The 25625-nt window shown below is 65.4% G+C and carries 28 protein-coding genes and 4 tRNA genes; all 32 read right to left on the bottom strand.

Going from position 1 to position 25625, the window contains the following annotated elements; genetic code table 11:
• Positions 1-6: 6 nt before the first annotated feature.
• A tRNA-Lys gene (locus RM532_RS11950) sits at positions 7-82 on the bottom strand.
• Between the two features lie 65 nt (positions 83-147).
• Positions 148-843 (bottom strand): 7-cyano-7-deazaguanine synthase QueC, encoded by a 696-nt coding sequence (gene queC, locus RM532_RS11945; protein ID WP_311653564.1) that lies wholly within the window; start codon positions 841-843, stop codon positions 148-150.
• 3 nt (positions 844-846) lie between these two features.
• A complete protein-coding gene (gene queE / locus RM532_RS11940; RefSeq protein WP_311653563.1) occupies positions 847-1545 on the bottom strand; it encodes a 7-carboxy-7-deazaguanine synthase QueE in 699 nt (232 codons plus the stop codon).
• The gene (gene ybgF / locus RM532_RS11935) at positions 1545-2396 is read right to left on the bottom strand and encodes a tol-pal system protein YbgF (RefSeq protein ID WP_311653562.1); all 852 of its coding nucleotides are present in this window, start codon (positions 2394-2396) and stop codon (positions 1545-1547) included. The genes queE and ybgF overlap by 1 nt, the downstream gene beginning before the upstream one ends.
• An 8-nt stretch (positions 2397-2404) precedes the next feature.
• Entirely contained in the window at positions 2405-2974 is a 570-nt protein-coding gene (gene pal, locus RM532_RS11930; RefSeq protein ID WP_311653561.1) for a peptidoglycan-associated lipoprotein Pal, read from the bottom strand.
• 68 nt (positions 2975-3042) lie between these two features.
• Complete coding sequence (gene tolB / locus RM532_RS11925; protein ID WP_311653560.1) at positions 3043-4356, bottom strand: Tol-Pal system beta propeller repeat protein TolB; 1314 nt, start codon at positions 4354-4356, stop codon at positions 3043-3045.
• A gap of 15 nt (positions 4357-4371) precedes the next feature.
• Positions 4372-5418, bottom strand: a complete 1047-nt coding sequence (gene tolA, locus RM532_RS11920) for a cell envelope integrity protein TolA (RefSeq protein WP_311653559.1) — start codon at positions 5416-5418, stop codon at positions 4372-4374.
• Positions 5411-5845 carry a protein TolR gene (gene tolR / locus RM532_RS11915; protein WP_311653558.1) on the bottom strand — a complete coding sequence of 145 codons (435 nt, stop codon included), beginning with the start codon at positions 5843-5845 and terminating at the stop codon, positions 5411-5413. The genes tolA and tolR overlap by 8 nt, the downstream gene beginning before the upstream one ends.
• Positions 5846-5878: 33 nt before the next feature.
• Entirely contained in the window at positions 5879-6580 is a 702-nt protein-coding gene (tolQ, locus tag RM532_RS11910; protein ID WP_311653557.1) for a protein TolQ, read from the bottom strand.
• The gene (gene ybgC / locus RM532_RS11905; RefSeq protein ID WP_311653556.1) at positions 6581-7024 is read right to left on the bottom strand and encodes a tol-pal system-associated acyl-CoA thioesterase; all 444 of its coding nucleotides are present in this window, start codon (positions 7022-7024) and stop codon (positions 6581-6583) included.
• A 67-nt stretch (positions 7025-7091) separates the two neighbouring features.
• Complete coding sequence (gene ruvB, locus RM532_RS11900) at positions 7092-8156, bottom strand: Holliday junction branch migration DNA helicase RuvB (RefSeq protein ID WP_311653555.1); 1065 nt, start codon at positions 8154-8156, stop codon at positions 7092-7094.
• Between the two features lies 1 nt (position 8157).
• Positions 8158-8757, bottom strand: coding sequence for a Holliday junction branch migration protein RuvA (gene ruvA / locus RM532_RS11895; RefSeq protein ID WP_311653554.1), 600 nt, complete (start codon positions 8755-8757; stop codon positions 8158-8160).
• Positions 8754-9260 (bottom strand): crossover junction endodeoxyribonuclease RuvC, encoded by a 507-nt coding sequence (ruvC, locus tag RM532_RS11890; protein WP_311653553.1) that lies wholly within the window; start codon positions 9258-9260, stop codon positions 8754-8756. Before ruvC ends, ruvA begins: the two co-directional genes overlap by 4 nt.
• Before the next feature lie 5 nt (positions 9261-9265).
• Positions 9266-10009 carry a YebC/PmpR family DNA-binding transcriptional regulator gene (locus tag RM532_RS11885; RefSeq protein WP_311653552.1) on the bottom strand — a complete coding sequence of 248 codons (744 nt, stop codon included), beginning with the start codon at positions 10007-10009 and terminating at the stop codon, positions 9266-9268.
• 173 nt (positions 10010-10182) lie between these two features.
• Complete coding sequence (gene lpdA, locus RM532_RS11880; protein ID WP_311653551.1) at positions 10183-11634, bottom strand: dihydrolipoyl dehydrogenase; 1452 nt, start codon at positions 11632-11634, stop codon at positions 10183-10185.
• A 63-nt stretch (positions 11635-11697) separates the two neighbouring features.
• On the bottom strand, positions 11698-12987 hold the full coding sequence (gene odhB, locus RM532_RS11875) for a 2-oxoglutarate dehydrogenase complex dihydrolipoyllysine-residue succinyltransferase (RefSeq protein ID WP_311653550.1): 1290 nt from the start codon (positions 12985-12987) through the stop codon (positions 11698-11700).
• Positions 12988-12996: 9 nt separating this feature from the next.
• On the bottom strand, positions 12997-15900 hold the full coding sequence (locus RM532_RS11870) for a 2-oxoglutarate dehydrogenase E1 component (RefSeq protein ID WP_311653549.1): 2904 nt from the start codon (positions 15898-15900) through the stop codon (positions 12997-12999).
• Positions 15901-16022: 122 nt separating this feature from the next.
• Complete coding sequence (galU, locus tag RM532_RS11865) at positions 16023-16934, bottom strand: UTP--glucose-1-phosphate uridylyltransferase GalU (protein WP_311653548.1); 912 nt, start codon at positions 16932-16934, stop codon at positions 16023-16025.
• A gap of 49 nt (positions 16935-16983) precedes the next feature.
• Positions 16984-17865: a MaoC/PaaZ C-terminal domain-containing protein gene (locus RM532_RS11860; RefSeq protein WP_311653547.1), complete on the bottom strand. Its 882-nt coding sequence runs from the start codon at positions 17863-17865 to the stop codon at positions 16984-16986.
• A gap of 65 nt (positions 17866-17930) precedes the next feature.
• Positions 17931-18749 carry a c-type cytochrome biogenesis protein CcmI gene (gene ccmI, locus RM532_RS11855; RefSeq protein WP_311653546.1) on the bottom strand — a complete coding sequence of 273 codons (819 nt, stop codon included), beginning with the start codon at positions 18747-18749 and terminating at the stop codon, positions 17931-17933.
• Entirely contained in the window at positions 18746-19189 is a 444-nt protein-coding gene (locus RM532_RS11850; RefSeq protein WP_311653545.1) for a cytochrome c-type biogenesis protein, read from the bottom strand. The genes ccmI and RM532_RS11850 overlap by 4 nt, the downstream gene beginning before the upstream one ends.
• Positions 19186-19722, bottom strand: a complete 537-nt coding sequence (locus RM532_RS11845) for a DsbE family thiol:disulfide interchange protein (protein WP_311653544.1) — start codon at positions 19720-19722, stop codon at positions 19186-19188. The genes RM532_RS11850 and RM532_RS11845 overlap by 4 nt, the downstream gene beginning before the upstream one ends.
• Positions 19722-21680 (bottom strand): heme lyase CcmF/NrfE family subunit, encoded by a 1959-nt coding sequence (locus RM532_RS11840; RefSeq protein ID WP_311653543.1) that lies wholly within the window; start codon positions 21678-21680, stop codon positions 19722-19724. The genes RM532_RS11845 and RM532_RS11840 overlap by 1 nt, the downstream gene beginning before the upstream one ends.
• Positions 21677-22141, bottom strand: a complete 465-nt coding sequence (gene ccmE, locus RM532_RS11835) for a cytochrome c maturation protein CcmE (RefSeq protein WP_311653542.1) — start codon at positions 22139-22141, stop codon at positions 21677-21679. Before ccmE ends, RM532_RS11840 begins: the two co-directional genes overlap by 4 nt.
• Positions 22138-22290: a heme exporter protein CcmD gene (gene ccmD, locus RM532_RS11830; RefSeq protein WP_311653541.1), complete on the bottom strand. Its 153-nt coding sequence runs from the start codon at positions 22288-22290 to the stop codon at positions 22138-22140. Before ccmD ends, ccmE begins: the two co-directional genes overlap by 4 nt.
• A complete protein-coding gene (locus tag RM532_RS11825) occupies positions 22287-23021 on the bottom strand; it encodes a heme ABC transporter permease (protein ID WP_311653540.1) in 735 nt (244 codons plus the stop codon). The genes ccmD and RM532_RS11825 overlap by 4 nt, the downstream gene beginning before the upstream one ends.
• Positions 23022-23057: 36 nt before the next feature.
• Positions 23058-23723, bottom strand: a complete 666-nt coding sequence (gene ccmB, locus RM532_RS11820; RefSeq protein WP_311653539.1) for a heme exporter protein CcmB — start codon at positions 23721-23723, stop codon at positions 23058-23060.
• Positions 23720-24340 (bottom strand): cytochrome c biogenesis heme-transporting ATPase CcmA, encoded by a 621-nt coding sequence (ccmA, locus tag RM532_RS11815; RefSeq protein WP_311653538.1) that lies wholly within the window; start codon positions 24338-24340, stop codon positions 23720-23722. Before ccmA ends, ccmB begins: the two co-directional genes overlap by 4 nt.
• A gap of 66 nt (positions 24341-24406) precedes the next feature.
• Positions 24407-24493: transfer RNA gene (locus tag RM532_RS11810), tRNA-Leu, on the bottom strand.
• Between the two features lie 71 nt (positions 24494-24564).
• Positions 24565-24638: transfer RNA gene (locus tag RM532_RS11805), tRNA-Cys, on the bottom strand.
• Between the two features lie 288 nt (positions 24639-24926).
• Positions 24927-25001, bottom strand: a tRNA-Gly gene (locus tag RM532_RS11800).
• Between the two features lie 68 nt (positions 25002-25069).
• Positions 25070-25624, bottom strand: a complete 555-nt coding sequence (gene pgsA / locus RM532_RS11795; RefSeq protein WP_311653537.1) for a CDP-diacylglycerol--glycerol-3-phosphate 3-phosphatidyltransferase — start codon at positions 25622-25624, stop codon at positions 25070-25072.
• Between the last annotated feature and the right edge of the window lies 1 nt (position 25625).

The following is a 25625-nucleotide window of genomic DNA, read 5'->3' as shown; positions in this document are numbered from 1 at the left end:
ACGGAATGGTGGGCCGCCCGAGACTCGAACTCGGAACCAACGGGTTAAAAGCCCGGTGCTCTACCGATTGAGCTAACGGCCCGCACGCCGGAAAGCGCGCAATGATACCCGAAAATGCTTGTTTGACCAGGGTATCGCGGAAAGGAATCAGCCGGCATCCGGTGCATAACGGGTGGCGTCGCCAACGCCGGCTTCGGCGAACCCCTGACGACGCAGCCGGCAGGCGTCACAACGGCCGCAGGCCTGCCCATCGGCGTCGGCCTGGTAGCAGGTCACGGTCGACGCATAGTCCACGCCCAGCGCGCTGCCCTGGCGGATGATTTCCGCCTTGGTCAGGGAAATGAGCGGCGCCTGGATCCGAACGGCATGGCCCTGCTCGGTGGCCGCACTGGTTGCCACCGCGGCCAGCCGCTCGAACTGCTCGATGAAGGCCGGACGGCAGTCCGGATAGCCGGAATAGTCCACCGCGTTGACGCCAATGAAGATGTGCCGGGCATCCAGCACCTCTGCCCAGGCCAGTGCAATCGAAAGCATGACGGTGTTGCGGGCCGGCACATAGGTCACGGGGACACCAGTGCCCGGTTGTTCCGGCACGTCGATGCCGGCATCGGTGAGGGCCGATCCGCCCATGCCCGCGAGGTCCACCCGGACCACGCGGTGCTGTTCGGCCCCCAGGCTGACGGCCAGCCGGGCTGCCGCCTGCATTTCCGCCTGGTGGCGCTGGCCGTAGTCGACGGTCAGGGCATGGCAAGTCAAGCCCTGGGCCCGCGCCATAGCCAGGCAGGTGGCGGAATCCAGGCCGCCCGACAGCAGCACCACCGCATGCTCGTCGTCCCGGTTCACGCGTTATCGACCCGGCTGATCGCCCCAGAGCTGCTTGTGCAGCTGCAACTGCAGCCGTACCGGCAAGCGGTCGGCGAGTATCCAGTCTGCCAGCGCCGACGGATCCACCTGTCCGTGACTGGGGGAAAACCAGACCGGGCACCGATCCCACAGGCTGTGTTCCCGGCAGACAGCCGCCGCCCAGTCGAAATCGGCGTGGTCGCAGATGACGAACTTGAGTTGATCATCGTCGGTCAGCGCGTCCAGGTTGTCCCAGCGGTTGCGTCGACACTCACCGGATCCCGGCGTCTTGAGATCGACGATGCGCGAGGCGCGAGTGTCGATCGGACGGATGTCCAGCGCGCCACTAGTTTCAACCGCAACCCCGTAGCCGGCGTCGCATAGCCGACGGACCAGCGTGGCGCAGCCCGGCTGCGCCAGCGGCTCGCCGCCGGTCACGCAGATATGCTGGACGCCGTAGGCCGCCACATCAGCGAGAATATCGTCCATTTCCCGACGCTGCCCGCCGTGGAAAGCGTAGGCGGTATCGCAGTACTCACAGCGTAGCGGACAGCCGGTGAGCCGCACGAACACGGTGGGCGCGCCGGCCGCCCGGGCCTCGCCCTGCAGCGAATAGAAGATCTCCGTGATCCGCAGGGTCTGCAGTTCGCGCCCACGTGCCCGATCGGCCGGACGGCGTTCGGCAACCGGCACCTCCGACATCAGCGATCCATGGCGTCGAGGTGCTTACGGGCCAGTTCGGCAGCATTGTCATCCGGGTATTCCTGGATCACCTGCTGCAGTGCCTCGCGTGCCTGCTGTGCCTTGCCCTGTTCATCGTAGATCACGCCCAGCTTGTACTGGGCGCCGGGAACCTTGTTGCTGTCGGGGAACCGTTTGATAACCCGTTGGAACGCGGCGATGGCACCTTCATAGATGCGATCAACGTAGCGGGCCTCACCCAGCCAGTACCATGCGTTATCGCTGAACTCGCTGTTCGGATAGTCGCTGACGAAGCGGTCGAACTTGGACCGGGCCTGCTCGTAGTCCCCCGCCTTGAGCAGATCCAGTGCCGCAGTATAAGCAGCTTCGGCTTCCGCGCTATCGACCTCGCCCTGACCGCTACCGGCGCCGGCGCCATTCTCGGGCACGGTCACGAAGTCACCGCTCGAGCCACCGCCGCCCTGTTCCAGCGCCTGGAGACGGGCATCGAGATCCTCATAGAGATCACGCTGACGCTGCTCGTTGCGCTTGATCAGATTCCGGACCTCATCGATCTCGCCCCGCAGCGAACGTACATCCTCTTTCACGCTCTGCAGATCCTGCAGCAACGAGAACATGCCACCGCTGCTGGCACCGCCATTGTCCCCGGTCTCGTTGGCCGCAACCTGGATGCCCTCGCCGGAACCGAGGCGGGCCACCCGCTGCTCCAACCGCTCGAGGCGATCAACGTCGGGGAGGCGGGCCTCGATCGACTGCAACCGCAGCTTGGTGGCCGTATCGATATCGGCCTGAGCCACACCGACGATGCCGATCAGGATCACTGCCCCGACCCGACCGAGTTGTGCTGCCATCAACATGATCAGCGGGCCACGTAGATCAGTTCCACCCGGCGGTTCTTGGCGTAGGCAGCTTCTGTGGAACCCAGTTCCGCCGGCCGCTCCTCGCCGAATGACAGGGTGGAAAGCTGCCCGGAACCGGCGCCGGCCAGCGAAAGCGCACGTTCGACCGACTCGGCACGCCGTTCGCCCAGCGCCACGTTGTATTCGCGCGTGGCGCGTTCATCGGTGTGGCCTTCCAGCCGCAACTGAACATCCGGGTGGTCCGCCAGATAACGCGCATGCGCCTGGATCGCCTCGCGGAAGCGAGACTGGATGGTGCTGCTGTCGTACTCGAAGTAGATCGTGCGTGTGGACAGGGGGTTATCCGGATCGACGAACATCGCCCGATCCTTCTCGTCGATGCCGAGCAGGCCGCGCTCGTTGATCTCGCGCGTTTCAACCCCGCCGTCACCGGTGGAAACCCCCTCGCTGGTATCGTCGGGATCGCCCGGCGGCGGGTTGTCCGCACAGGCGGCCAGAAACAGGCCCGATACCAGAACCAGGACCATACCGCGCCAGCTGGCGCGGCGACGTGAAAACCGATTGACCATCCTCATCTCCTCGGATTGTCGTGATAGGGGAAACTCGAGTATCCAGTCCGCCTCGTACCGGCAAATAATCAGTATCCGGCCGGCGACCAGGCCGGCTCTCGCACGTCGCCCGGCTGACGCAGGCGATTGCGTATACGTCCATCGGCCGACACTGTCGCAAGTTCGGCACTGTTGCCCTGCTGACGCGCATAGATGATCACCTGACCATTGGGCGCGAAACTGGGGCCTTCATCCAGGGGACCATCGCTGACCACCCGCATATTATTCGTTTCGAGGTCCAGAACCGCAATACGGAACCCGTTGCCGCCCTGCACAAGAACGATTTTTTCACCATCCGGCGAGTAGGAGGGTCGCTGGTTGCTCTCGCCGTCGAAGGTTAGCCGCTCGGCGTTGCCACCGCCGCTACGCACCCGGTAAACCTGCGGCTTGCCGCCGCGGTCGGAGGTGAACACGATATGGCTACCGTCCGGCGACCAGGACGGCTCGGTGTCGATGGCACCATTGCGTGTGATCTGACGAACCTGCTCATCGCCCAGGTCGTAGGTATAGATGTCCGGGTTGCCTCGGTAAGACAACGTCATCGCCAGCTTGTTGCCATTGGGCGACCAGGCCGGGGCGCCGTTGATCCCCGGCCTTGATGAGACTTCCTTGACCTCCCCGGTACCCAGGTCCTGAATTCTCAGGCTGGAGCGGCCCCGCTTCATGTCAAAGGCCACGTAGGCCAGCTTGGTGCCGGCCGGATGCCAGGCCGGCGACAGGATCGGCTCGCGCGACCGCGCAATGGTCTGGGGGTTGTGGCCGTCGTAGTCCGCCACCACCAGCCGATAGGTGGGTCCGCTGTTTTCCTGCGCCACCGCCACGTAGGCGATGCGGGAAAGGAAATACCCCTTGTTGCCGGTGAACTGTTCGTAGATCCGGTTGGCCACCGCATGGGCGGCGTCGCGCAGGCCGCCTTCGCGGGCGCTGATCTCGTACCCACCGATCGAACGCCCCTTGTACACGTCGATGATGTCGAAGCTCACCCGATAGCCGCCACGGCCGTCTGGTGAAACCCGACCGACCACCACGTTATCCACTTCCACCGAGCGCCAGTTCGCGTAGTCCACCTCGCGCACACTGCCCGGCGTTTCCAGCATGGCATCGCGGGCCAGCGGTTCGAACAGACCCGAGCGTTCGAGATCGGCATCCACCACCGAGGCAATGTCGGTATCCCCGGACACGCTGGCATCACGGGCAAACGGCACGATGGCAATCGGCTGCGCCCCGCTTACCCCCTGGGTGATCTCCACTTCCAGGGCCGCCCGCGCCGGCGACGCGGTCAGCAGCAACATCAGGGCCGGGACTACCGTCATCCGGGACCATGCGACGAGTCGTTCAGTCATCCAGTGCCTCGTTGGTTAATCCGGTTCGAAATTGAAGATGATTTCCCGCTGGAACACCTCGCGGCTGGGCGGGCGCGGCAGGGGGTCGGATTTGGCGATGGCCTGCTCTACCGACAAGTCTACGGCATCGCTGCCACAGGACCCCAGCAACTCATAACCCGCGATCTGGCCACCCGGGAGCTGTTCCACCCGTACCCGGCAGCTGATGTCTTCGACACCGGCAGGCCGGCGCCAGTTGCTTTCGACATGATTCTTGATCAACGAGGCGTACTCATCGACAGCCGCCTGGTTGGCGGCCCGTTGTCGCGCGCTGGACTCCTCGGCCAGTGCGTCCTGCAGGGCCTGGCGCCGTTCGGCGGCTTCGGCTTCCCGCCGGCGTTGCGCCGCTTCCTCGGCCTTACGTTCGGCCTCCGCCTTGCGACGTGCCTCTTCCTCGGCTTTGCGTTGAGCCTCCGCTTCCGCCTTCCGTCGGGCTTCCTCCTCGGCCTTACGCTTGGCTTCCGCTTCTGCCTTGCGCCGGGCTTCTTCCTCCGCCTTGCGCTTGGCTTCGGCTTTCCGGCGGGCCTCTTCTTCGGCCTTGCGTTCGGCTTCGGCCTCTGCCTGGCGGCGGGCTTCTTCCTCGGCTTCGCGCTTGGCCTCGGCCTCCGCTTTGCGTCGAGCCTCCTCCTCGGCCCGGCGCTCGGCTTCGGCCTGCTGTCGAGCCTCTTCCTCGGCCTGGCGCTCGGCTTCGGCCTGTCGTCTGGCTTCTTCCGCGGCGCGTGCTTCGGCCTCAGCCTCGCGTTGCTGTGCCTCGGCCTCGGCGGCTTCGTCCGGCTGTTCGGGTTCCGCCGGAGGCGGTTCGGACGGTGGCTCGTGCGTCGACGGCGCGCTTTTGCGCGGCGGCGGGCTCCCGGCGCCGGTCACCATGACGGCCTCCACCACTTCGGGCGAATCCGAGCCCCCCTGCACGATTCCGCCGAAGTGAATGCTGAACACCAGCAGCAGAATCAGTACCAGATGCAGACCAACGGCCCAGAGAATCGGACCGCGGTTGTCACGCCAAAGATTTCGGAATTCACCCACGCTCGTCGCCGTCGTCGGCATGATCGGTCATCAGGCCCACCCGGCTGGCACCGGCCCGTTGCAGCAGCACCATGCCGCGCACGACCTCGCCGTAGCGGCCTTCGGTGTCCCCGCGCACGGCGACCGGTACGTCCGGGCGTTGCTCGATCACCCGTGCGGCGAGTTCCTGCACCCGGTCCGCCGATATCGGCTGGTCGGGGTTGTCGCCGATATTCAGATACAACTCGCCGTTGGATTTGACCGTGAGGATGAGCGGCTCATTCTCCTCGCTGATATCCATGGGTTCGGCCGGCGCCTCCGGCAGGTTTACCTGCACGCCGGTGGTCAGCAGCGGCGCCGTGACCATGAAGATGATCAGCAGCACAAGCATGACATCGATGTAGGGCACGACGTTGATATCGCTGGCCAACCGCCGCTTAGAAGCCATGGCAGATTCTCCGTAGCCTGAACGGGACGGCCATCACTTGTCGGACTGGGCGGGCGTGGCGTGCATGCCCCGCTCGACGATGCCGGCGAACTCCTCCATGAAGGTCTGGAAGCGGCTTTCCAGCCCATCCACCCGATTGGTGAAGAAGTTGTAGGCAATCACAGCCGGAATCGCCGCGAACAGGCCCATGGCCGTCGCAATCAGCGCTTCGGCAATGCCGGGGGCCACCATGCTCAGGGTGGCCTGCTTGACGTTACCCAGGGCGATGAAGGCGTTCATGATGCCCCACACGGTGCCGAACAGGCCGACGTAGGGGCTGGTCGATCCCACCGTGGCCAGTAGTGCCAGACCGTTCTCCAGGCGTTCGACCTGCCGCGCCAGGGATACCCGCATGGCCCGCTGCACCGAGGTCAGGATTTCGTCGGACTTGCCGCGACCATCGGCCCGCTGCCGGCGCAGTTCCTCGAACCCCGCACGAAACAGCGCCTCCAGGCCGATGTGCGTATCGCCGCGCTCCATCACCTCACGATAGATGTCGTTGAGATTGCCGCCGGACCAGAAACGGTCCTCGAACCACTCCACCTCGGTGTGGGTGGCACCGATGATCCGGCGCTTCTTGAAGATCACCACCCACGAAGCCACGGAGGCCAGCAGCAGTCCGAGCATGACCAGTTTCACCAGCATGCTGGCTTCGGCGATCAGGCCCCAGAGGGAAAGATCGGTTGCGACGTTCATTCAGTCTCCTTGTGCGTCGGCGACGATGACCGACGGTACCGCCCGCGGCCGGAACCCTTGCGTATCCACGCAGGCGATCCGGAATTGCCCGCTGGCCACGTATTCCCGTTCGCGGCGCAGGGTCTGCTCGAAACTCAGGCTGGCGCGGCGCACCTCGCTGACCACGACATCGGCGATCAGCCTGTCGTCCAGGCGCGCCGGCCGCCGAAACGCCAGCGTTGCGGAAACGACCGTGAATACGGCGCCGAGTTCCGTGGCCAGCCTTGCCTGATCGAAGCCCAGCGCCCGCAGCCACTCGGTGCGGGCACGCTCGAAATAGCGCAGATAGTTGGCGTGGTAGACCACGCCGCTGGCATCCGTGTCCTCGTAGTAGACGCGGATTGGCCACTCGAAGTGGCGTCGCACGCCGCCATCGCCAGCCGCGTCATCGTTAGCTTGACCCATCGTTCCGGATGGCTCCGATCAACAACCAGATCCATTTTAAACCATTTCAGACACGGCAGGTTACCCGTTACTGCTTATCCTCGTTGTCAGGAGTGTCGGAAGCGAACAAGTCCGCCACCGGCATGCTCTCGAACCGGGCCGGCGTTGGCAGACCGAAATGCTGATAGGCCTGCCGGGTAGCCACCCGGCCCCGGGGCGTGCGCATCATGAAACCCTGCTGGATGAGATAGGGCTCGATCACGTCCTCGATGGTTTCCCGGGCTTCGCCGATGGCGGCGGCCAGACTCTCCACCCCGGTGGGGCCGCCCTCGAATTTCTCCAGCAGGGACATCAGCAGTTTGCGGTCCATGACATCGAAACCGAAGGCATCTACGTCCAGCATGTCCATGGCGGCCGTGGCCACCTGGCCGTTGATATGCCCGTCGGCCCTGACCTCGGCATAGTCGCGCACCCGACGCAGCAGCCGGTTGGCCACCCGCGGGGTACCACGCGAACGGCGGGCGATCTCGCGGGCGCCGTCGTCATCGATGCCGACCGCCATGATCCTGGCCGAACGTTCCACGATCGAGCGCAGGTCGGACTCATCGTAGAACTCCAACCGCTGAACGATGCCGAAACGATCGCGCAACGGCGAGGTCAGCGATCCCGCCCGGGTGGTCGCGCCGACCAGCGTGAAAGGTGGCAGGTCCAGCTTGATCGAGCGGGCGGCGGGCCCTTCCCCGATGACGATATCCAGCTGATAGTCCTCGAGGGCCGGATAGAGCACTTCCTCCACCACCGGCGACAGACGATGGATTTCGTCGACGAACAGCACGTCGTTGGGTTCGAGGTTGGTCAACAGCGCTGCCAGATCGCCCGGCCGCTCCAGCACCGGGCCGGAGGTCTGACGCAGGTTGACGTTCATTTCGGTGGCGATGACGTGGGCGAGCGTGGTCTTGCCCAGCCCCGGCGGGCCGAAGATGAGCACGTGATCCAGCGCCTCGCCCCGGCGGCGGGCCGCGGTAACGAAGATCTCGAGCTGTTCACGCACCGGCGCCTGGCCGACATATTCCGACAGCCGGCGGGGCCGCAGGGCCCGGTCGACCGCGTCATCCGGCTCGGCGTCGCCGGCAATCACTCGGGGTTCACTCATGTCAGCGCACCGCCCGCTTGAGGGCCTGGCGGATCAACTCCTCGCTGGACTGACCCGCGGTATCGCAATTCCGCAACAGCCGGGTCGCCTCGGCCGGCTTGTAACCCAGTGAAGTCAGGGCGTGATGGGCCTCGGCAGCCGGGTCGTCGGGCACGCCGCCGCCGGCCGGGCCGGCCATCGTCAGCCCGGAGGCGCTGACGCCACCCAAGCGATCACGCATGTCCACCATCAGCCGGGCCGCGGTCTTCTTGCCGACGCCGGGCAATCCGGTCAGGCGGTCGGCATCGCCTTCCTGGATGGTGGCCACGAAATCCTCCGGGCTGATGCCGGAGAGAATGGTCAGCGCCAGCCGCGGCCCCACCCCGCTAACCTTGATCAGGTCACGGAACAGGCTGCGCTCGGCCTCCGCGCCGAATCCGAACAGGCTGAAGGCATCCTCCCGGACCACCAGATGGGTGCGCAGCACCACGGATTCTCCCACGGCCGGCAACTTGTAGAAGGTGGACATCGGCGCCTCCACCTCGTAACCGACGCCGCCCACGTCAAGCACCAGCCAGGGCGGGCGCTTTTCCAGCAGCCGACCTTCGAGACGGCCGATCACGAGGCACGAACCCGGGCGGGACGACGCTCGGCGGTCTGGCGGTGGTGCAGATGGCAGATCGCGACCGCCAGCGCATCGGCGGCATCCGCCTGCAGCGGCTCGCGCACGCCCATCAACATGCCCACCATGTGGGCCACCTGGCGCTTGTCGGCCCCGCCGCGCCCCACCAGCGCCTGTTTGACCCTGGCCGGGGTATATTCCGCCACCGGCAGTCCGGCCGCCGCACCGGCGCAGATCGCCGCCCCGCGGGCCTGGCCCAGCTTGAGGGCACTCGCAGCGTTGCGGCTTACAAAGACATCCTCGATGGCCATCTCGGCAGGATCATGCGCCTGAATCACCGAGGTCACCTCGGCGAAGATGCGCGCCAGCCGTTCGGGAAACGGTTCGCCCTCGGGCTGCCGGATACAGCCGTGGGTCACCAGGACGGGGCGACCGGCGTCACCATCGATCAAGCCGTAGCCGGTCACGCGCGAACCCGGGTCGATGCCCAGAATGCGGCTCATGGGAATCAGCCCGCCGCCAGCACGTCTTCCGGGAGTTCCACATTCGAGTAGACATTCTGGACGTCATCCAGGTCCTCGAGCATGTCCAGCAGCTTGAGGCAGGTCTCCGCGTCACCCCCCTCCAGTTCGGTAGTGGTAGCCGGCCGCATGGTCACGTCGGCCGCGCTGGGTTCGTGGCCAGCGGCCGCGAGTGCATCGCGCACCTGCCGGTAGTCGTCAGGCGCGGTGAGGACGTCGAACGAACCGTCGTCGTATTCGGCGATATCCTCGGCCCCGGCTTCCAGCGCCACGGCCAGTACCGGTTCGTCATCAACCTCCGGTCCGTAGCTGATCACGCCGGCACGGGAAAACAGATAGGCCACTGACCCGTCGGCGCCGAGATTGCCCCCGTGCTTGGAGAATGCATGTCGTACTTCGGCCACGGTGCGGTTTTTGTTGTCCGTGAGACAGTCCACCATGATCGCCACGCCGCCGGGACCGTAGCCCTCGTAGCGGACCTCTTCGTAGTGGGCGCCGTCGGCATCACCGGTGGCACGCTTGATCGCGCGCTCGATGTTGTCCTTGGGCATGTTGTTCGACAGCGCCTTGTCGATGGCCAGGCGTAGCCGGGGATTGGCGTCCGGGTCCCCGCCGCCGGTGCGCGCCGAGACGCTGATTTCACGAATCAGCTTGGTGAATATCTTGCCGCGTTTCTTGTCCTGGGCACCCTTGCGGTACTGGATATTCGCCCATTTGCTGTGGCCGGCCATTGTCCACGGAGTCGTATGGAGAGTGTTGACGCCATTTTAACGGAAGTCACGCTGCTACGGCTTCTTTGGCCCCGTCGAGTGCAGGGCGGACTTGAAGCCCGCTTGCGGTATCGAACGGGGCAATGGCGGTTTCACCTTGCCCGGATGGCCGGCTGATGCCGGCCCTGCCAATCCTATTTCCGCTTCTTCGGCGCGAAGTGAATCGGCCGGCCATCGACGGCCAGTGCTGCCTCGTGGACGTTCTCGGACAGCGTCGGGTGCCCGTGGATGATGCGCGCGATGTCCTCGCTGGAGGCCTGGAACTCCATCGCCACCACGATTTCCTGAATCAACTCGGAGACATAGGGCCCGATCATGTGCGCACCCAGAATCCGGTCGGTCTTCGCATCGGCGATCAGCTTGACCTGACCGATTTCCTGCCCCAGCGCCTTGGCCCGACCGTTGGCGGCAAACGGAATCGCTCCCACGCGGTAGTCGATACCCTCGGATTTGGCCTGGGCCTCGGTCTTGCCGACCCAGGCAATTTCCGGCGAGGTGTAGACCACACAGGGCACCGTCTCGTAGTTCACGTGCGGTTTCTGTCCCGCGAGAATCTCGGCTACCGCGCTACCCTCTTCCATCCCCTTGTGGGCGAGCATCGGTCCGCCGATCACGTCGCCGACCGCATATACGCCCGGCAGGCTGGTACGAAACTCCTCGTCCACCGAGACGAATCCCTTGTCATCCAGCTCCACTTGGGCATCACCGCCGAGCAGACCGTCGGTGCAGGGACGACGGCCAACGGCCACGATCAGGCGGTCGAACACCTCTTCGTTTTCATCACCGTCCACGCTGTAGCGCACGGTCACGTTGCCAGACTTGCCCGTCTTGGCCTTCGCCGATACCACCCGGGCGCCGAGACGGATATCCATGCCCTGCTTGCCGAACTGGCGCAGGGCCTCGCGGGCAATCTGGGTGTCGGCGATGGGCATGAAACTTTCCTGGGCTTCCAGAATCACGGTTTCCGCCCCCAGGCGTGACCACACGCTGCCCAGTTCCACCCCGATGTAGCCGGCGCCGATGATGCCCAGGCGCTTGGGTACATCCGGCAGCGTCAACGCGCCGCGCGAATCCAGGATGCGTTCATCGTCGAACGGGGCGATATCCAGCGCCACCGGCTCCGAGCCGCTGGCGATGATGATGTTGTCCGCCTCAAGCGTTTTCTTACGGGCATTCTTGCCCACCGGCTCGAACGCCACCTTGCCGGCATCGGCCACGCTGCCGCTGCCCTGCAGCCATTCCACGCCGTTGGCCTTGAACAGGCCGGCAATGCCGCCGGTGAGCTGGGAAACGATCTTCTCGCGCCGCTTCTGCATGCGGCCGATATCCATCGTCACATCCTTGATATCCAGCCCGTGGTCGGCGAAATCGTGATGGGCCCGGTGATAGAGTTCGGAGGATTCCAGCAGCGCCTTGGAGGGAATGCAGCCGGCATTCAGGCAGGTGCCGCCCAAGGACGGATCACCCTGATCATCCAGCCAGCGGTCGATACAGCCGACCCGCATGCCCAGCTGGGCGGCGCGGATTGCGGCGACGTAGCCGGCCGGCCCGGCGCCGATGACAATGACGTCGTACTTGTCGCTCATAAGCAGTTCCTGTGGGCGCGGGCCGCACGGCGCGGCACCCGGCGCGAGATTCGTGAGACCGGACTAGATCTGCAGCAGCAGACGGGCCGGATCCTCGATCAGTTCCTTGATGGTGCGCAGGAACAGCACGGCGTCACGCCCGTCGATGATGCGGTGATCGTAGGACAGCGCCAGATACATCATCGGCCGCACGCGGATCTCGCCGTCGACCACCATCGGCCGGTCGTTGACCGCATGCATGCCCAGAATCGCGCTCTGCGGCGGATTCAGGATGGGCGTGGACAGCATGGAGCCGAACACGCCGCCATTGGTGATGGTAAAGGTGCCGCCGGACAGTTCATCCATGGTGATCTTGCTTTCCTGCGCGCGCTTGCCGAGGCTGCGGATGCTCGATTCGATTTCCGCATAGCTGAGCTGGTCGGCATCGCGCAGGATCGGCACCAGCAGACCGCGCGGCGAGGACACCGCAATGCCCACGTCGTAGTAGCCGTGGTAGACGATGTCCTCGGCGTCGATCGAGGCGTTGACCACCGGGAAACGCTTGAGGGCTTCCACCGCCGCCTTGACGAAGAAGGACATGAAGCCCAGCCGGACGTCGTGATCCTTCTCGAACTTCTCCTTGTAACGATCCCGCACGTCGGTGACCGCCTGCATGTCCACCTCGTTGAAGGTGGTCAACATGGCGGTGCTCTGGGTGGCCTCGAGCAGACGCTCGGCGATGCGGGCCCGGATGCGGGTCATGGGCACACGCTGTTCCAGCCGTTCGCCCGCGCCGGCCTTGATCGCTGCCTGATCCGCCTTGTCGGCGCTGGCCGGTGCCTTGTCCGTGTCGGCGGCGGGCTCTGCCTGCGGCTTCGATTTGGCAGGCGCCGGCGCCTCCGGCTTGTCTTCCACCGCGGACAGCACATCCCCCTTGGTGATGCGGCCGTCCTTGCCGCTGCCCTTGACGTCGCCGGCCGCCAGGCCGTGCTCGTCCATCAGTTTGCGGGCAGCCGGACTCGGGATTGGATGATCCCCGTCGTCCTTGTCCTCGCCATCATCGGTGTCTTCATCGGACGCCGTTGGCGAGGCATCGTCGCTCGAAGTGTCATCGGCGCCCCCGGCCGCACCACCCTCGCCTTCCTCGACGATCGCCAGCACGTCGCCGGCATGGACCGTCTGGCCGGCTTCGACACGGATTTCCTTGATCGTCCCGGCGGCAGTGGCGGGGACCTCCAGCATGACCTTGTCGGTTTCCAGGTCCACCACGTTCTGGTCGCGGTCCACGCTGTCGCCGGCGGCCACATGCCATTCACCGACAGTTGCTTCCGAAACGGATTCCGGCAGTTCCGGAACCTTGATCTCCATGCTCATGAGGCGTCCTTATGACTTCTTCTTGCGGGATTGTCGGCCGTTGCGGTTGCGGCTCTTGCCGCGATCGACCAGTTCCAGGCCGCCGCGCAGCCCGGCGTCGACGACCTCCTTCTGCTGTTTGACGTGCAGCTTGTGGTAGCCAACCGCGGTGCTGGCAGAGCCGGCTCGGGTGGCGTACAGCAGGGTGTGTTTACCCGCCAGCGGCACGGTCAGTCTGTGCTTGATCTGGTACCAGGCGCCCTGGTTCTCGGGTTCCTCCTGGCACCAGACGATCTGCGTGGCATTCGGGTAGCGGGCTATCGCCGCGGCATACTCGTCCGCCGGGAACGGATAGAGCTGCTCGATGCGTACCAGCGCCACGTCGTCCAGCTTCTGCTCCTCGCGGGCCTGATAGAGGTCGTAGTAGACCTTGCCGCTGCAGAAAACCACGCGCTTGATGCGGTCGTCGTCGATCTCGGCCGACTCGTCGATCAGAAACTGAAAGCGGCCCTCGGTAAGGTCGTCCAGCGTCGAGGTCGACAGCCGGTGACGCAGCAGGCTCTTGGGCGTCATTACCACCAGCGGCATGCGCAGGTCACGCACCATCTGCTGGCGAATCAGATGAAACCATTGCGCCGGGGTGGAAGGCACCACCACCAGCATGTGGCGTTCGGCACACAGCTGCAGGAAGCGCTCGAGCCGCGCCGAGGAATGCTCCGGGCCCTGACCCTCATAACCATGAGGCAGGAACATGGTGAGCCCGCACAGGCGGCCCCACTTGGCCCTGCCGCTGGCTATGAACTGGTCGATGATCACCTGGGCGCCGTTGACGAAATCGCCGAACTGGGCTTCCCAGATCACCAACACTTCCGGATCGGCGGTGGCGTAGCCGTACTCGTAGCCCAGCACCCCGGCCTCGGACAGCAGCGTGTCGTTGACGGTGAAGCGGGCGTTATCGCGGCCCACCTGGGTCAACGGCACGAAGCAACTGCCGTCCTTCTGGTTATGCACCACCGCGTGACGGTGGAAGAAGGTGCCGCGCCCGGAGTCCTGGCCGGACAGGCGCACATCGAAGCCGTCATCCAGCAAGCTGGCATAGGCCAGAGTTTCGGCGAAGCCCCAGTCCACCGGGATCGCTCCGGCGGCCATCTTGCGCCGGTCCTCGACAATGCGCTGGACCCGCTTGTGCAGTTCGAAACCGTCGGGGAAGGTCAGCAACTCGTCCGACAGACGGCGGAGGGTCTTGAGCGGAACGCTGGTATCCACGCAGTCGGACCAGTGCTGCCGGGTGTACCGGGCCCAGTCCACGGTGTGGTCGTTGCCGACTAGCCCGAGCGTGGCGCGAAAGATGTTGCGGCCCTCGGACAGTCCCTCGCGATAGGCCTCGAACAGGCGATCAGGCTCGGATGCCTCCACCACACCCTCGTCGACCAGGCGCTTGGCGAACTTGGCCCGGGCCGTCGGGCTTTCCTTGACCTTCTGATACATCAGCGGCTGGGTCACGGCCGGCTCGTCGGCCTCGTTATGACCATGGCGGCGATAGCAGACCAGGTCGATGATCACGTCCTTGCCGAAGGCGGCGCGGTAATCCACCGCCAGCTGGCTGACGAAGACCACCGCCTCCGGATCGTCGGCGTTCACGTGGAATACCGGCGCCTCCAGCATCTTGGCGATATCCGTGCAGTACTGGGAGGTGCGTGAACTCTCGCCCGGCTGGACGGCAATCGGGCTCTGCATGGTGAACCCGAGCTGGTTGTTGACGATGACGTGCACCGTGCCGCCGGTGGCGTAACCCTTGGCCTGGGACAGCTGCAGCGTCTCCATCACGATGCCCTGTCCAGCGAACGAGGCATCGCCGTGGATCAGCACCGGCAGAACGGTGTCGCCGTCATCATCGTCGCGCCGATCCTGGCGCGCCTTGACCGAGCCCTGCACCACCGGATTCACCGCTTCCAGGTGCGACGGGTTGAACGCCAGCACCAGATGCATGCGGGCATCGGCGATCTCCACGTCGGTGGAGAACCCGAGGTGGTACTTCACATCGCCCGACAGATCCAGCCGGTCCAGGTCGACATCGCCCTCGAACTCGGAGAACAGCTCCTGCGGCGACTTGCCGAGGATGTTGACCAGCACGTTCAGCCGCCCGCGATGGGCCATGCCGATCACCGCCTCGTCGATACGATAGCCCGCGGCCGTACGCACGATCGCGTCCAGCATCGGGATCAGGCTGTCCGCGCCCTCGAGCGAGAAGCGCTTCTGGCCGACATACTTGGTATGCAGATAGCGCTCGATGCCCTCGGCTGCGGTCAGCTGGCGCAGGGCTTCGAGCTTGGCTTCCGCGGATAGCGGCGGCTCCTGCACCGAGGCTTCCAGACGCCGCTGAATCCAGCGCTTCTGGCGCGTATCGGTGATGTACATGTATTCGGCACCAATAGTGCCGGTGTAGACCCGCTTGCAGAGCTGGATGATGTCGCGCAGGGACATCTCGTCAGGCGCAAACAGCGAACCAGTATTGAAGGTCGCGTCCATATCCGCCTCGCCCAGGCCGTGAAAGGCCGGGTCGAGATCGGGGACCGCGGGCGGTTCGAACAGGCCCAGCGGATCCAGCTGCGCGCTCTGGTGGCCGCGCACACGGTAATAGTTGATCAGCCGCAGCACCCCGGCCTGCTTCTGCGCCGCCTGGGGGGCCATGGCGGTGCGCGGCGCGGCGCCCTGGCCGGCACTGGCCGAGGTGTCGACGAAGGAATCGCGGATCGGCGTATGGGCGATATCTGCCCGGCCGTCGCCGTTGAGGCCCCGGAAGTACTCGCGCCAGGATGGCTCGACCGACTCGGGGTCCTTCAGGAACTGTTCGTAATAGTCTTCGATATAGGCGCCATTGGCGCCGAACAGCGGGGAATTCCGGAGAAACTTCTCGTTGAGCTCGCTCTTCATGGCGGCGGCGGATCCGCTGGCCGGGGGGCCGGAATCACCCCGGAAGGAGGCAACGACAGCAATGCGTACCGGCGCCGCATTGCCCTGGCGCGGATGATAACAAACTCGCCACTGGCAGGGACTTACCCATTCGTATGGTTGCCGCCATCAGGGTCGGCCAGCAGCGCCGGGTCGAGGCCCCGCAGATAGGCGCGAAACGAGGCACCGATTTCCGGATGCTGCAGGCCCATCTCCACATTCGCCTGCAAATAACCCAGTTTGCTGCCGCAGTCGTAGCGCTTGCCTTCGAACTCGTAGGCCATCACCGTCTGCTCCTTGAGCAACGCCTCGATCGCATCGGTCAGCTGAATTTCACCCCCGGCCCCAGGTTGGGTGCGATCAATCAGCCGGAAAATGCGCGGCGTGAGAATGTAGCGACCCACCACCGCCAGATTCGATGGCGCTTCCTTCGGATCCGGCTTCTCCACGATGGACTTGATCTCCGACAGGCCGGGTCCCACCGGTTCGACCTCGACGATCCCGTATTTGTAGGTCTCCTCCCAGGGCACCCGCTGCACCGCCAGCACGCTGGCGCCGTAGGACTGATATACCCGCTGCATCTGCGCCAGGCAGGGTTGCGAACCGCCGGCGATCAGGTCGTCTGCCAGGATCACCGCGAAATCCTGATCCCCCACCGCCGGGAATGCGCAGGAAATGGCGTGGCCCAGGCCCATCTGATCGGGCTGGCGGATGTACACGCAGGTAATGCCCTTTGGCAGCACGTCGCGCACTGCCGCCAGCAGGTCCTCCTTGCCCTTGGCTTCGAGGATTGCCTCCAGCTCGTAGTCCCGATCGAAGTGATCCATGATCGAGTTCTTGGTGTGGCTGGTGATGAACACCATTTCCTCGGCGCCCGCGGCAATCGCCTCCTTCACCGCGTACTGCACCAGTGGCTTGTCCACCACCGGCAGGATTTCCTTGGCGCTGGCCTTGGTCGCCGGCAGGAAGCGAGTCCCCAGCCCCGCCACCGGGAAAACGGCTTTACGGATTCGCATGGCTGTTCCTTTCTGGTGCGCGGGAACCGTCAACGGGCGCCAACACCAATCATGTGTGGCGCACGGATCCGGTCATGTGCACGATGTCCGAATCAGGCTTGATCAGTGCAAATTCGATTCCAGTCTCGCCCGCATCGTACTTGAGCATCACCGAACCCGGGAGCAGCACCGGCCGCTTGAAGGCGACTTCCAGGGTATGCGCGCCATCCGGTAGCTCGGCCTGTATCTCCGCAGCTGTCCGCGCCTTGAGCCACATACCGTGCGCAATCGCCCGCGGAAAGCCGAACAGCTTGGCCGACAACGCGGACAGATGAATCGGATTGACGTCGCCCGCCACCCCGGCGTAGCGCCGGCCGATATCGGCGGGTGCTTCCCAGCGCCCGTAGCGACCCTGTTCCGGTATCGACGGTGGCGACTTGTCGCCCCGTCCCGAACGCCGACCCTTGCCACTACCGCGGGAGAGCATGGTGCTGGTCGAATCCCAGACGGTGTTGCCCGAAGCGTCGGTCATCACCGTTTCCATGTCGAACTCGATGCCGTTGTGCACATCCCGATGACCGCCGACACGCACCACCAGATCCAGCGCTTCCCCGACCGCCGGCGCGCGGTGCTGGGTGATGCGATTGCGCACATGCACCAGTCCCAGCAGCTTGAGCGGGAATTCACGGTGCGTGAGCACGGCCATGTGAACCGGGAACGCCAGCACGTGCGGCAGCGTGATCGGTACGTCGTCGCTGTCCGGCGAGAACCCGCAGACCTCGGCGTAGCGTTGCAGCAGATCCGGGTCGATCGATACGCCGGGCACGCGGCATTCAATGTCGGGGATCGTGGCGTCGGGACCCAGCCCGCCGCTGAAGGTGAGCGCGGCACGCAGATAGGTGGGAACGATGGCGGGCAGTCGATCGAGTTCGATAACGGTGGCGTCGGCCATGCGCGGGCGTCGTGCGGGGGTGACGCCGGCGACCCTAACCCGTTTCCCGGGGGGTGACAACCGCGTCAGGAGCCCGATTGCGGCGCTGCATCAATCCGTTCAAGGCTGCGTTCGACCACCGCCCGGAAATCGTCGGGCAGATCCTGTTTAAGCAGTCGCTGCCAGTGGAGCCGGGCGTCCTGCGGTTGCTCCGACTGGATCGCTGCCATCCCGGCATACCAGAGTGCCAGGCCATTGTCGGGATCCTGTTCCAGCGCCTGATCGAACAGCGCCTGTGCCCGACCCTGAAGCTGCCCGCCGTTGGCGGTGGCCAACGCCTCGGCCTCACGCACCAGCAGGGACGCCTCCGGCTGCTCGACCAGCTCGTTGGCACGCCGGAAGGCCTCGGCCGCGTCGGCCGGCCGTTCCTGACTGGAATAAGCCTGCCCGAGAAACATCCAGGCCCGGGCATCCTCCGGGCGGCTGGCAAGCCGGGATTCCAGGCGTTCGATCATCACCGGCAGCGGCGGCTGGTCATTACCGGTGGCCAGCTGCCATTCGCCAACCGACCCGTAAACGATGACTGCCAGCACCGGCACCAGCAGGATCAGACACAGCGAGGTGCCCCAGGGTCGAACTCGGACCGGCGTCGCCGACGCTTCCTCGTCGCCAGCTTCATGCACCAGACGTCGGCCCAGTTCGGCCTTGAGCGACGCCGCCTCCTCCTCGGATATGCGGCCACTCGCCACCTCGGCGTCAAGCTCGCGAACACGGTCACGATAGGCCTGGATATTGGCTTCGCGCCGCGAACTGCCGCGCCATCCCGCCCGCCAGAGCGGCCATAACAGGCCGCCCGCCGCGATCACCGCCATCAGTCCGGCCAGCACCCAGAACCACACGATCATGACCGACGCTCATCGTCGAGAATCCGTGCCAGCGAGTCTTCATCCGGTGCCGGCGGCTCGGCGCGCCGCCCGGTCCGCCGCCAAAGCAGTATCGCGCTCACCAGCGCCGCCAGCAGCAGTGCCGCCGGACCCAGCCACAAAATCCAGGTGGCGGCCGAGAAACGCGGCTTGTACAGCACCCATTCACCGTAGCGTTGCACCAGATAATTCTTGATCTCCTCGTTGGAGCGCCCGGCAGCGATCTGCCGGCCGATGATGTCGCGCAGATCCGCCGCCAGCGGCGCGTCGGATTCGGCGATGGTGCGGTTCTGGCAGACCAGGCAACGTACCTGATCGATCAGCTGGTGGTAACGATGGGTCTGCGCCTCGTCCAGGGCGGGCGGCGCTGCCGCGGCGATGCTGCTGAAAATGAGAAAAAGCACCGACACAACGACCTTCACGCAGCCTCCTCCTTCAGTCGCGCCACCAGCGGCAGTAGCGTCTGCTCCAGCGTCTCGCGGTCCACCGGGCCCACCTGTTTGAAACGGATGATGCCCTCGGCATCGATAATGAAAGTCTCCGGCACCGCCGCCACACCGTAGTCGATGCCGACCTGCCCCTGCGGGTCGAAGGCGCTGGCCACGAACGGGTCGCCATAGCGATCCAGCCACTGCATCGCCGTGGCCCGATCGTCCTTGTAATTCAGGCCGTAAACGGCCACCTCGCCACGCTCGGCAAGTTCCTCGATCAGTGCATGTTCGGCCCGGCAGGCCACGCACCAGCTGGCCCAGACATTGAACACCGCGACCCGGCCGGCAAACGCCTCCTGGGTAATCAACTGATCGGGCGCCTCGAGACGCGCCACGGAAAAAGCCGGCGCCGGCTGATCCAGCAGCGCCGACGGCAGTTCCGACGGATTGCGCGTCAGGCCGTAGCCGAGCAGCCCGATCAGGACCACCACGACCAGCGCGGGGAGGACAAAGCTGAGCCGCATCAGGCGCCGGCGGCGACGGCGTGGCTGTCGGCCCGCTGGCGTTCGCGCTGACGCAGGCGTCGATAGCGGGGATCGGTCGTCGCCAGGATGCCCCCCAGCATCATCAGCAGCCCGCCCAGCCATATCCATAGCACGAATGGCCGGTAGAACAGGCGCAGCGACCAGCCGCCCTGCTGCAGAGGCTCGCCCAGCGACACGTACAGATCCCGGAACAGATTGCTGTGCACACCGGATTCGGTCATCACGTTGCCGCGGGTGGGATAGCGCCGTTTTTCCGGATGCACGGTCGCGATGGCATTGCCATCCCCATCGCTAATGGCGACGTGGCCGACCTGCGCGACGTAGTTGGGTCCCGACTGCTCCTCGGTGCCCTCGAAGGTGAACCGGTAGCCGGCCATCGTCTTGCTTTCGCCCACCGCCAGACTGGCATCCCGATCCAGGCCGAACGCGGTAACCAGGGTGATGCCGATCACCATCACGCCCACGCCGGCGTGCGCCATGGTCATGCCCAGCACGCCGCGGGACCAGCTGGTGCGGCGGCGGTACCAGAGCTCCTCCATGGCCGTGGCAATGGCCCAGAAACCGACCATGCAGCCGGCCGTCGCTACCACCCCGCCGGTGCCCAGTGTCACCCAGGACAGGCCCACGCCGGCAACGGTTGCAGCCAGCGCCGGCAGCCAGAGCCGGTCACGCAACACCTGCCAGCGGGTGCGCTTCCAGGCCATTGCGCCGCCGAAGCCGCAGAGAATGACCAGCGGCACGGTCAGCGGCACGAACACGGTATTGAAGTACGGCGGTCCCACCGAGATCCGGCCCAGACCCAGGGCATCCGCCACCAGCGGATAGAGCGTGCCCAGCAGTACGGCCGCCGCCGACACCACCAGAAAAAGGTTGTTGAGCAGCAGCAGGCCCTCGCGCGAGAGCGCCTTGACGGGCGTGTCCCCGCGAGCAAGTTTCGGTGCCCGGGCCGCGTAGAGCAGCAGCGAGCCACCTACCACCACGGCGAAGAACAGCAGGATGTAGACGCCGCGGGCCGGATCGGTGGCAAAGGCATGTACCGACACCAGCACGCCGGAACGCACCAGGAACGTGCCCAGCAGCGACAGCGCGAACGCGCTGATCGCCAGCAACACGGTCCAGCTCTGGAAGATGCCGCGTTTCTCGGTCACCGCCAGGGAATGGATCAGCGCGGTGCCCACCAGCCAGGGCATGAAGGACGCGTTCTCCACCGGGTCCCAGAACCACCAGCCGCCCCAGCCGAGTTCGTTGTAGGCCCACCAGCTGCCCAGGGTGATGCCGATGGTAAGAAACAGCCAGGCCGCGGTGGTCCACGGGCGGGTCCAGCGAGTCCAGGCGCTGTCGACCCGGCCGGTGATCAGGGCGGTAATGGCAAACGCGAACGCCACCGCAAAGCCCACATAGCCCATGTAGAGCAGCGGCGGATGGATGATCAGCCCCGGATCCTGCAGCAGCGGATTCAGGTCACGACCCTCGGCCGCAGCCGGAAACAGTCGTTCGAACGGATTGGACGTGCCCAGCGTGAACAGCAGAAAGCCCACACTGACCATGCCCATGACCGCCAGCACGCAGGCAGCGACATCAGTGGGCAGGGAACGGCTGAAGGCGGCAACGGCCAGACTCCAGCCCGCCAGCATGGTCACCCACAACAGCAGCGACCCCTCATGGGCACCCCAGATGGCGGCCAGGCGGTAATACCAGGGAAGCTCGGTATTGGAATTGGCGGCGACATACGCCACCGAGAAGTCGTTCTGCAGGAACGCCCAGCCCAGTGCCGCGAACGCCAGGGCCAGGAACACGAACTGCCCGGAGGCCGCCGGCATGGCCATGCCCATCAGATCGGTCCGTCCGGTGCGATACCCCAGCATCGGCACCACCGCCTGCACCAATGACAGGCACAGGGCCAGCACCAGGGCGAAATGACCCAGCTCGACGATCACAGCGAGGCACCCATGCTGGCCGGCATGCAGGACTGGCCATCCGGCTTGCTCAGGGCTTCCTCCACTTCCGGTGACATGTAGTTCTCGTCGTGCTTGGCCAGCACCTCGTCGGCGGCAAACACGCCCTGTTCGTCCAGTTGTCCGTAGGCGACGATGCCCTGCCCTTCGCGAAACAGGTCCGGCAGGATACCGCGATAGCGGACCGGCACCGCGGCATCGCAGTCGGCCAGGGTGAACTGCACCAGCAGACCATCGTCGGCCCGCTCCACACTGCCCGTTTCCACCAGGCCGCCGATACGGAATCGCGCCCCCTGCGGCGCCTCGCCGGCGGCCACCATGCTGGGCTGATAGAAATACATCAGGTTCTCATTGAACGCGGTGAGCATCAGGGCAACCGCGCCGCCGATACCCAGCAGCAACAGTCCCACCAGCGTCAGTCGCCGGCGTCGTTTCGGGGTCAAACCTGTTCCTCCTCCTGGCGCAGCCGTCGGCGCAACTGCCTCAACTGTACGTAGGGCCAGAGCATGTTCCAGACCAGTACGACCGCGGCAATGCCGAAACTGCTCCACACGTAGGCACCGTAACCGCCCATCGACCACCAATCGCTCATGGGTTCTGCAACCATTCCCGGACCCAGCGCGAACCGGCCTCGCGCCGCAGCAGCACCACCCGCATGCGCACCAGCACCAGCCACGCGAACAGCAGCGTGAATCCCAGTGCGCTGACCAGCAGCGGCAGCAACATCGACCACTCGATGGCGGGCGCGTCGAAGCGGGTCACCGTCGGGCCCTGATGCAGTGTATTCCACCACTCCACCGAGTAGTGGATGATCGGCACGTTGACTACGCCCACAATGGCCAGCAGGGATGCGGCACGGGCGGCGCTGCGGGGTTCCTCGATCGCGTTTTCCAGCGCAATCACGCCGAGGTAGAGAAACAGCAGGATCAGTTCGGAGGTGAGCCGCGCGTCCCAGACCCACCAGGTACCCCACATCGGCTTGCCCCAGATCGACCCCGTGACCAGAGCCAGGAAGGTAAAGCTGGCACCGATCGGCGCCGCGGCAATCACGAAGGCCTCGGCCACCTTCATCCGCCAGACCAGCGCGACGGCCCCGGCCACCGCCATGGCGGTATACACGAACAGCGACAGCCAGGCGGCCGGCACGTGCACGTAGATGATGCGGAAGGCGTCGCCCTGCTGGTAGTCCGGCGGTGCATGCACCAGGCCGGCGTAGAAGCCCCACGCGGTCAGCAGAACCGCCGGCACCGCCAGCCACGGCGACAGGCGCCGCGCCAGCGACTGAAAATACGGCGGCGACCCCAGTTGGTGAAACCAGCGCATCAGCATCTACAGACAACCCGGTCGTGCACGCGATCCCTACTCCAGACTGATTCTGAGGGCCGCTGCGGCGGCCAGTGGTGCCAGCGACATCGCCAGCAGCAGAAGACCGCCCAGCATGTAGAGCGGCCCGGCGGCGGACAATCCCTCGATTGCCGCCTGCATGGCGCCGGCCCCGAAAATGAGTACCGGCACATAGAGCGGGAACACCAGCAGACTCAGCAGCACCCCGGCCCGCTGCAGGCCGAGTGTGAGCGCCACACCGATGGCGCCGATCAGGCCCAGCACCGGCGTACCCAGTAACAAGCTCAGCATGATAATCGGAATGGCCTGGGCCGATACCCCCAGAAGCAGAGCCACCAGCGGTGAAACCAGCACGAAGATCAGCCCGCCCCCGAGCCAGTAGGCTGCCACCTTGGCCAGCACCAGCAGCGCCAGCGGCTCGCGCGACAGCAGCAGCTGTTCCAGCGTGCCGTCTTCCAGATCGGGGCGGAACAGGCGGTCGAGCGACAGCAGCGCGGCCAGCAGTGCCGCCATCCACATCAGCGCCGGGGCCACCGACAGCAGCAGATCCGGCGCCGGTCGCGTGCCCAGCGGAAACAGTGCCACCAGCAGCAGAAAGAACAGCACGTGGTGCACCGCCTCGCCGCGCTGACGGGCAAGCAACAGCAGGTCGCGCCGGAGCATGGCCAGAAATCCGCTCATAGCGTCAGCGATCGAACCGGGGTTTGCGGGATCTCCAGCGCCTCATGGGTGGTGAACAAGGCCAGACCGCCGGCAGCCACATGCGCGCCGATCACGTCACCGAGCACCTGTCGGGCCGCTGCGTCCAGCGCCGCTGCCGGCTCGTCGAGCAACCACAGTCTGGCGCCATCCAGACACAGCCGGGCCAGCGCGCTGCGCCGGCGCTGGCCGGCGGACAACGTCCGGCAGGGGCGATCGGCGGTCGCCTCTACACCGAAGCGCTGCAGACCGGCCCGGATGTCGCCGCGGCAACCGTGCAGGGCTCGCAGGGCAGTCAGGTTTTCCACCGCCGTGAGATCGGGATTGAGGGCATTTTCGTGGCCCAGATACAGCAGATCGCCGTCGGCGAAGGCGTCCTCCGTGTGCACGTCCCGGCCCGCCCAGCACACCCTGCCCGCATGGGGCAGACGCAGACCGGCAAGGGTGCGCAACAACGTGGTCTTGCCGCGCCCGTTGTCACCGGTCACCCGCACCGCCTGGCCCGGCATCAGCGTCATGTCGAGCTGCTCGAACAGCACCCGGCGGCCCCGCGCACAGGCCAGCGATTGCACGGTCAGTCCTGCACTGGATTGCGTCAAATCAAGGATTCCCTGCAAACAACAGGCGGTGGATGCGGCACCCGCGCGGGCAACCGCCCCATGCCTTGGTGCCCAGGGTGGGACTCGAACCCACAAGGTATTACTACCAGCGGATTTTAAGTCCGCAGCGTTTACCGGTTTCGCCACCTGGGCCTGCGATTATTCTAGCGCAGGCCGCACCGGCGGTGGCGCGACAGGGCCGCGGGGGAACGGCAAGGAAAAGGTGGAGGCCTGGCCCGGAATCGAACCGAGGTACGCGGCTTTGCAGGCCGCTGCATCACCACTCTGCCACCAGGCCAAAGTCGGTTATCTTCGTTATACGCTGTCGGCCGGTCAATCGCGGCGCGCAGTTTCTAGGTTCGGCCGTCGTGGCCTCACCAAGAAACCCGGCCCGCGGCGTCCTGCCGCGAGCGTTTGCCGGGACGAATCCGTGATTCGTCTGTTTCCGGCTCACCCACTCTGCCACCAGGCCAAAATCAGCTGTCTTCGTCTATTGCGACCGCTGGATACAGCCTATCTCACCGGCATCAACGAAAAAGCCCCGACCGTCGGGACGAGGCTTGATCGCTGCAGTCGCATTGCAAACTGGAGCGGGAAACGAGATTCGAACTCGCGACCCCAACCTTGGCAAGGTTGTGCTCTACCACTGAGCTATTCCCGCCTAATTCGCCGCGTATTCTAGGGCGTGCAGCGCACGTGTCAAGGTTCCTGGAATGAACCGGAGAGTCCTCAATCCCGCAAATGCGGCCAGGCCGCCCGCAGGTAGGCCACCATCGACCACACCGTGAGCGCCGCCGCGATGCCCAACAGGACCAGACCGGCCGCGTAGAGCAAACCCCGCGGCTGACCAAGGTCCAGCAGCATTACCAGGATCGCCGTCATCTGGATCGCGGTCTTGTACTTGCCCAGCGATCCGACCGCCACCGACTGGCGCTTGCCCAGTTCGGCCATCCATTCGCGCAGCGCCGATACGGTGATCTCGCGCCCCACGATGATCACGGCCGGAATCGCCACCACTACGCGCGGGTCATGGAATACCAGCATCACCAGCAGCGCACATACCAGCAGCTTGTCCGCCACCGGATCCAGAAAAGCGCCGAACGCGGAGGCCTGATCCCAGCGCCGCGCCAGCCAGCCGTCGAACCAGTCGGTGATCAGCGCTGCGGCGAAACCGCCGGCCGCCAGGAAATCCCGGCCCGGAAAGCTCAGGCAGAGCAGGATCACCACCACCGGAATCATTACCAGCCGAAACAGCGTCAGCCATGTGGGCAGATTGAGTTGCATG

The sequence above is a fragment of the Spectribacter hydrogenoxidans genome, from assembly GCF_031846275.1.
Classification (GTDB): domain Bacteria; phylum Pseudomonadota; class Gammaproteobacteria; order Nevskiales; family Salinisphaeraceae; genus Spectribacter; species Spectribacter hydrogenoxidans.
This window is presented reverse-complemented; position numbering and strand designations above follow the sequence as displayed.

Excerpts from the sequence above, each read along its gene's own strand:
- queE (WP_311653563.1), bottom strand. The coding sequence starts at position 1,545 with ATGTCGGAGGTGCCGGTTGCCGAACGCCGTCCGGCCGATCGGGCACGT.
- ybgF (WP_311653562.1), bottom strand. The coding sequence starts at position 2,396 with ATGGCAGCACAACTCGGTCGGGTCGGGGCAGTGATCCTGATCGGCATC.
- pal (WP_311653561.1), bottom strand. The coding sequence starts at position 2,974 with ATGGTCAATCGGTTTTCACGTCGCCGCGCCAGCTGGCGCGGTATGGTC.
- tolB (WP_311653560.1), bottom strand. The coding sequence starts at position 4,356 with ATGACTGAACGACTCGTCGCATGGTCCCGGATGACGGTAGTCCCGGCC.
- tolR (WP_311653558.1), bottom strand. The coding sequence starts at position 5,845 with ATGGCTTCTAAGCGGCGGTTGGCCAGCGATATCAACGTCGTGCCCTAC.
- tolQ (WP_311653557.1), bottom strand. The coding sequence starts at position 6,580 with ATGAACGTCGCAACCGATCTTTCCCTCTGGGGCCTGATCGCCGAAGCC.
- ybgC (WP_311653556.1), bottom strand. The coding sequence starts at position 7,024 with ATGGGTCAAGCTAACGATGACGCGGCTGGCGATGGCGGCGTGCGACGC.
- ruvB (WP_311653555.1), bottom strand. The coding sequence starts at position 8,156 with ATGAGTGAACCCCGAGTGATTGCCGGCGACGCCGAGCCGGATGACGCG.
- ruvC (WP_311653553.1), bottom strand. The coding sequence starts at position 9,260 with ATGAGCCGCATTCTGGGCATCGACCCGGGTTCGCGCGTGACCGGCTAC.
- RM532_RS11885 (WP_311653552.1), bottom strand. The coding sequence starts at position 10,009 with ATGGCCGGCCACAGCAAATGGGCGAATATCCAGTACCGCAAGGGTGCC.
- lpdA (WP_311653551.1), bottom strand. The coding sequence starts at position 11,634 with ATGAGCGACAAGTACGACGTCATTGTCATCGGCGCCGGGCCGGCCGGC.
- odhB (WP_311653550.1), bottom strand. The coding sequence starts at position 12,987 with ATGAGCATGGAGATCAAGGTTCCGGAACTGCCGGAATCCGTTTCGGAA.
- RM532_RS11870 (WP_311653549.1), bottom strand. The coding sequence starts at position 15,900 with ATGAAGAGCGAGCTCAACGAGAAGTTTCTCCGGAATTCCCCGCTGTTC.
- galU (WP_311653548.1), bottom strand. The coding sequence starts at position 16,934 with ATGCGAATCCGTAAAGCCGTTTTCCCGGTGGCGGGGCTGGGGACTCGC.
- RM532_RS11860 (WP_311653547.1), bottom strand. The coding sequence starts at position 17,865 with ATGGCCGACGCCACCGTTATCGAACTCGATCGACTGCCCGCCATCGTT.
- ccmI (WP_311653546.1), bottom strand. The coding sequence starts at position 18,749 with ATGATCGTGTGGTTCTGGGTGCTGGCCGGACTGATGGCGGTGATCGCG.
- RM532_RS11845 (WP_311653544.1), bottom strand. The coding sequence starts at position 19,722 with ATGCGGCTCAGCTTTGTCCTCCCCGCGCTGGTCGTGGTGGTCCTGATC.
- ccmD (WP_311653541.1), bottom strand. The coding sequence starts at position 22,290 with ATGAGCGATTGGTGGTCGATGGGCGGTTACGGTGCCTACGTGTGGAGC.
- RM532_RS11825 (WP_311653540.1), bottom strand. The coding sequence starts at position 23,021 with ATGCGCTGGTTTCACCAACTGGGGTCGCCGCCGTATTTTCAGTCGCTG.
- ccmB (WP_311653539.1), bottom strand. The coding sequence starts at position 23,723 with ATGAGCGGATTTCTGGCCATGCTCCGGCGCGACCTGCTGTTGCTTGCC.
- pgsA (WP_311653537.1), bottom strand. The coding sequence starts at position 25,624 with ATGCAACTCAATCTGCCCACATGGCTGACGCTGTTTCGGCTGGTAATG.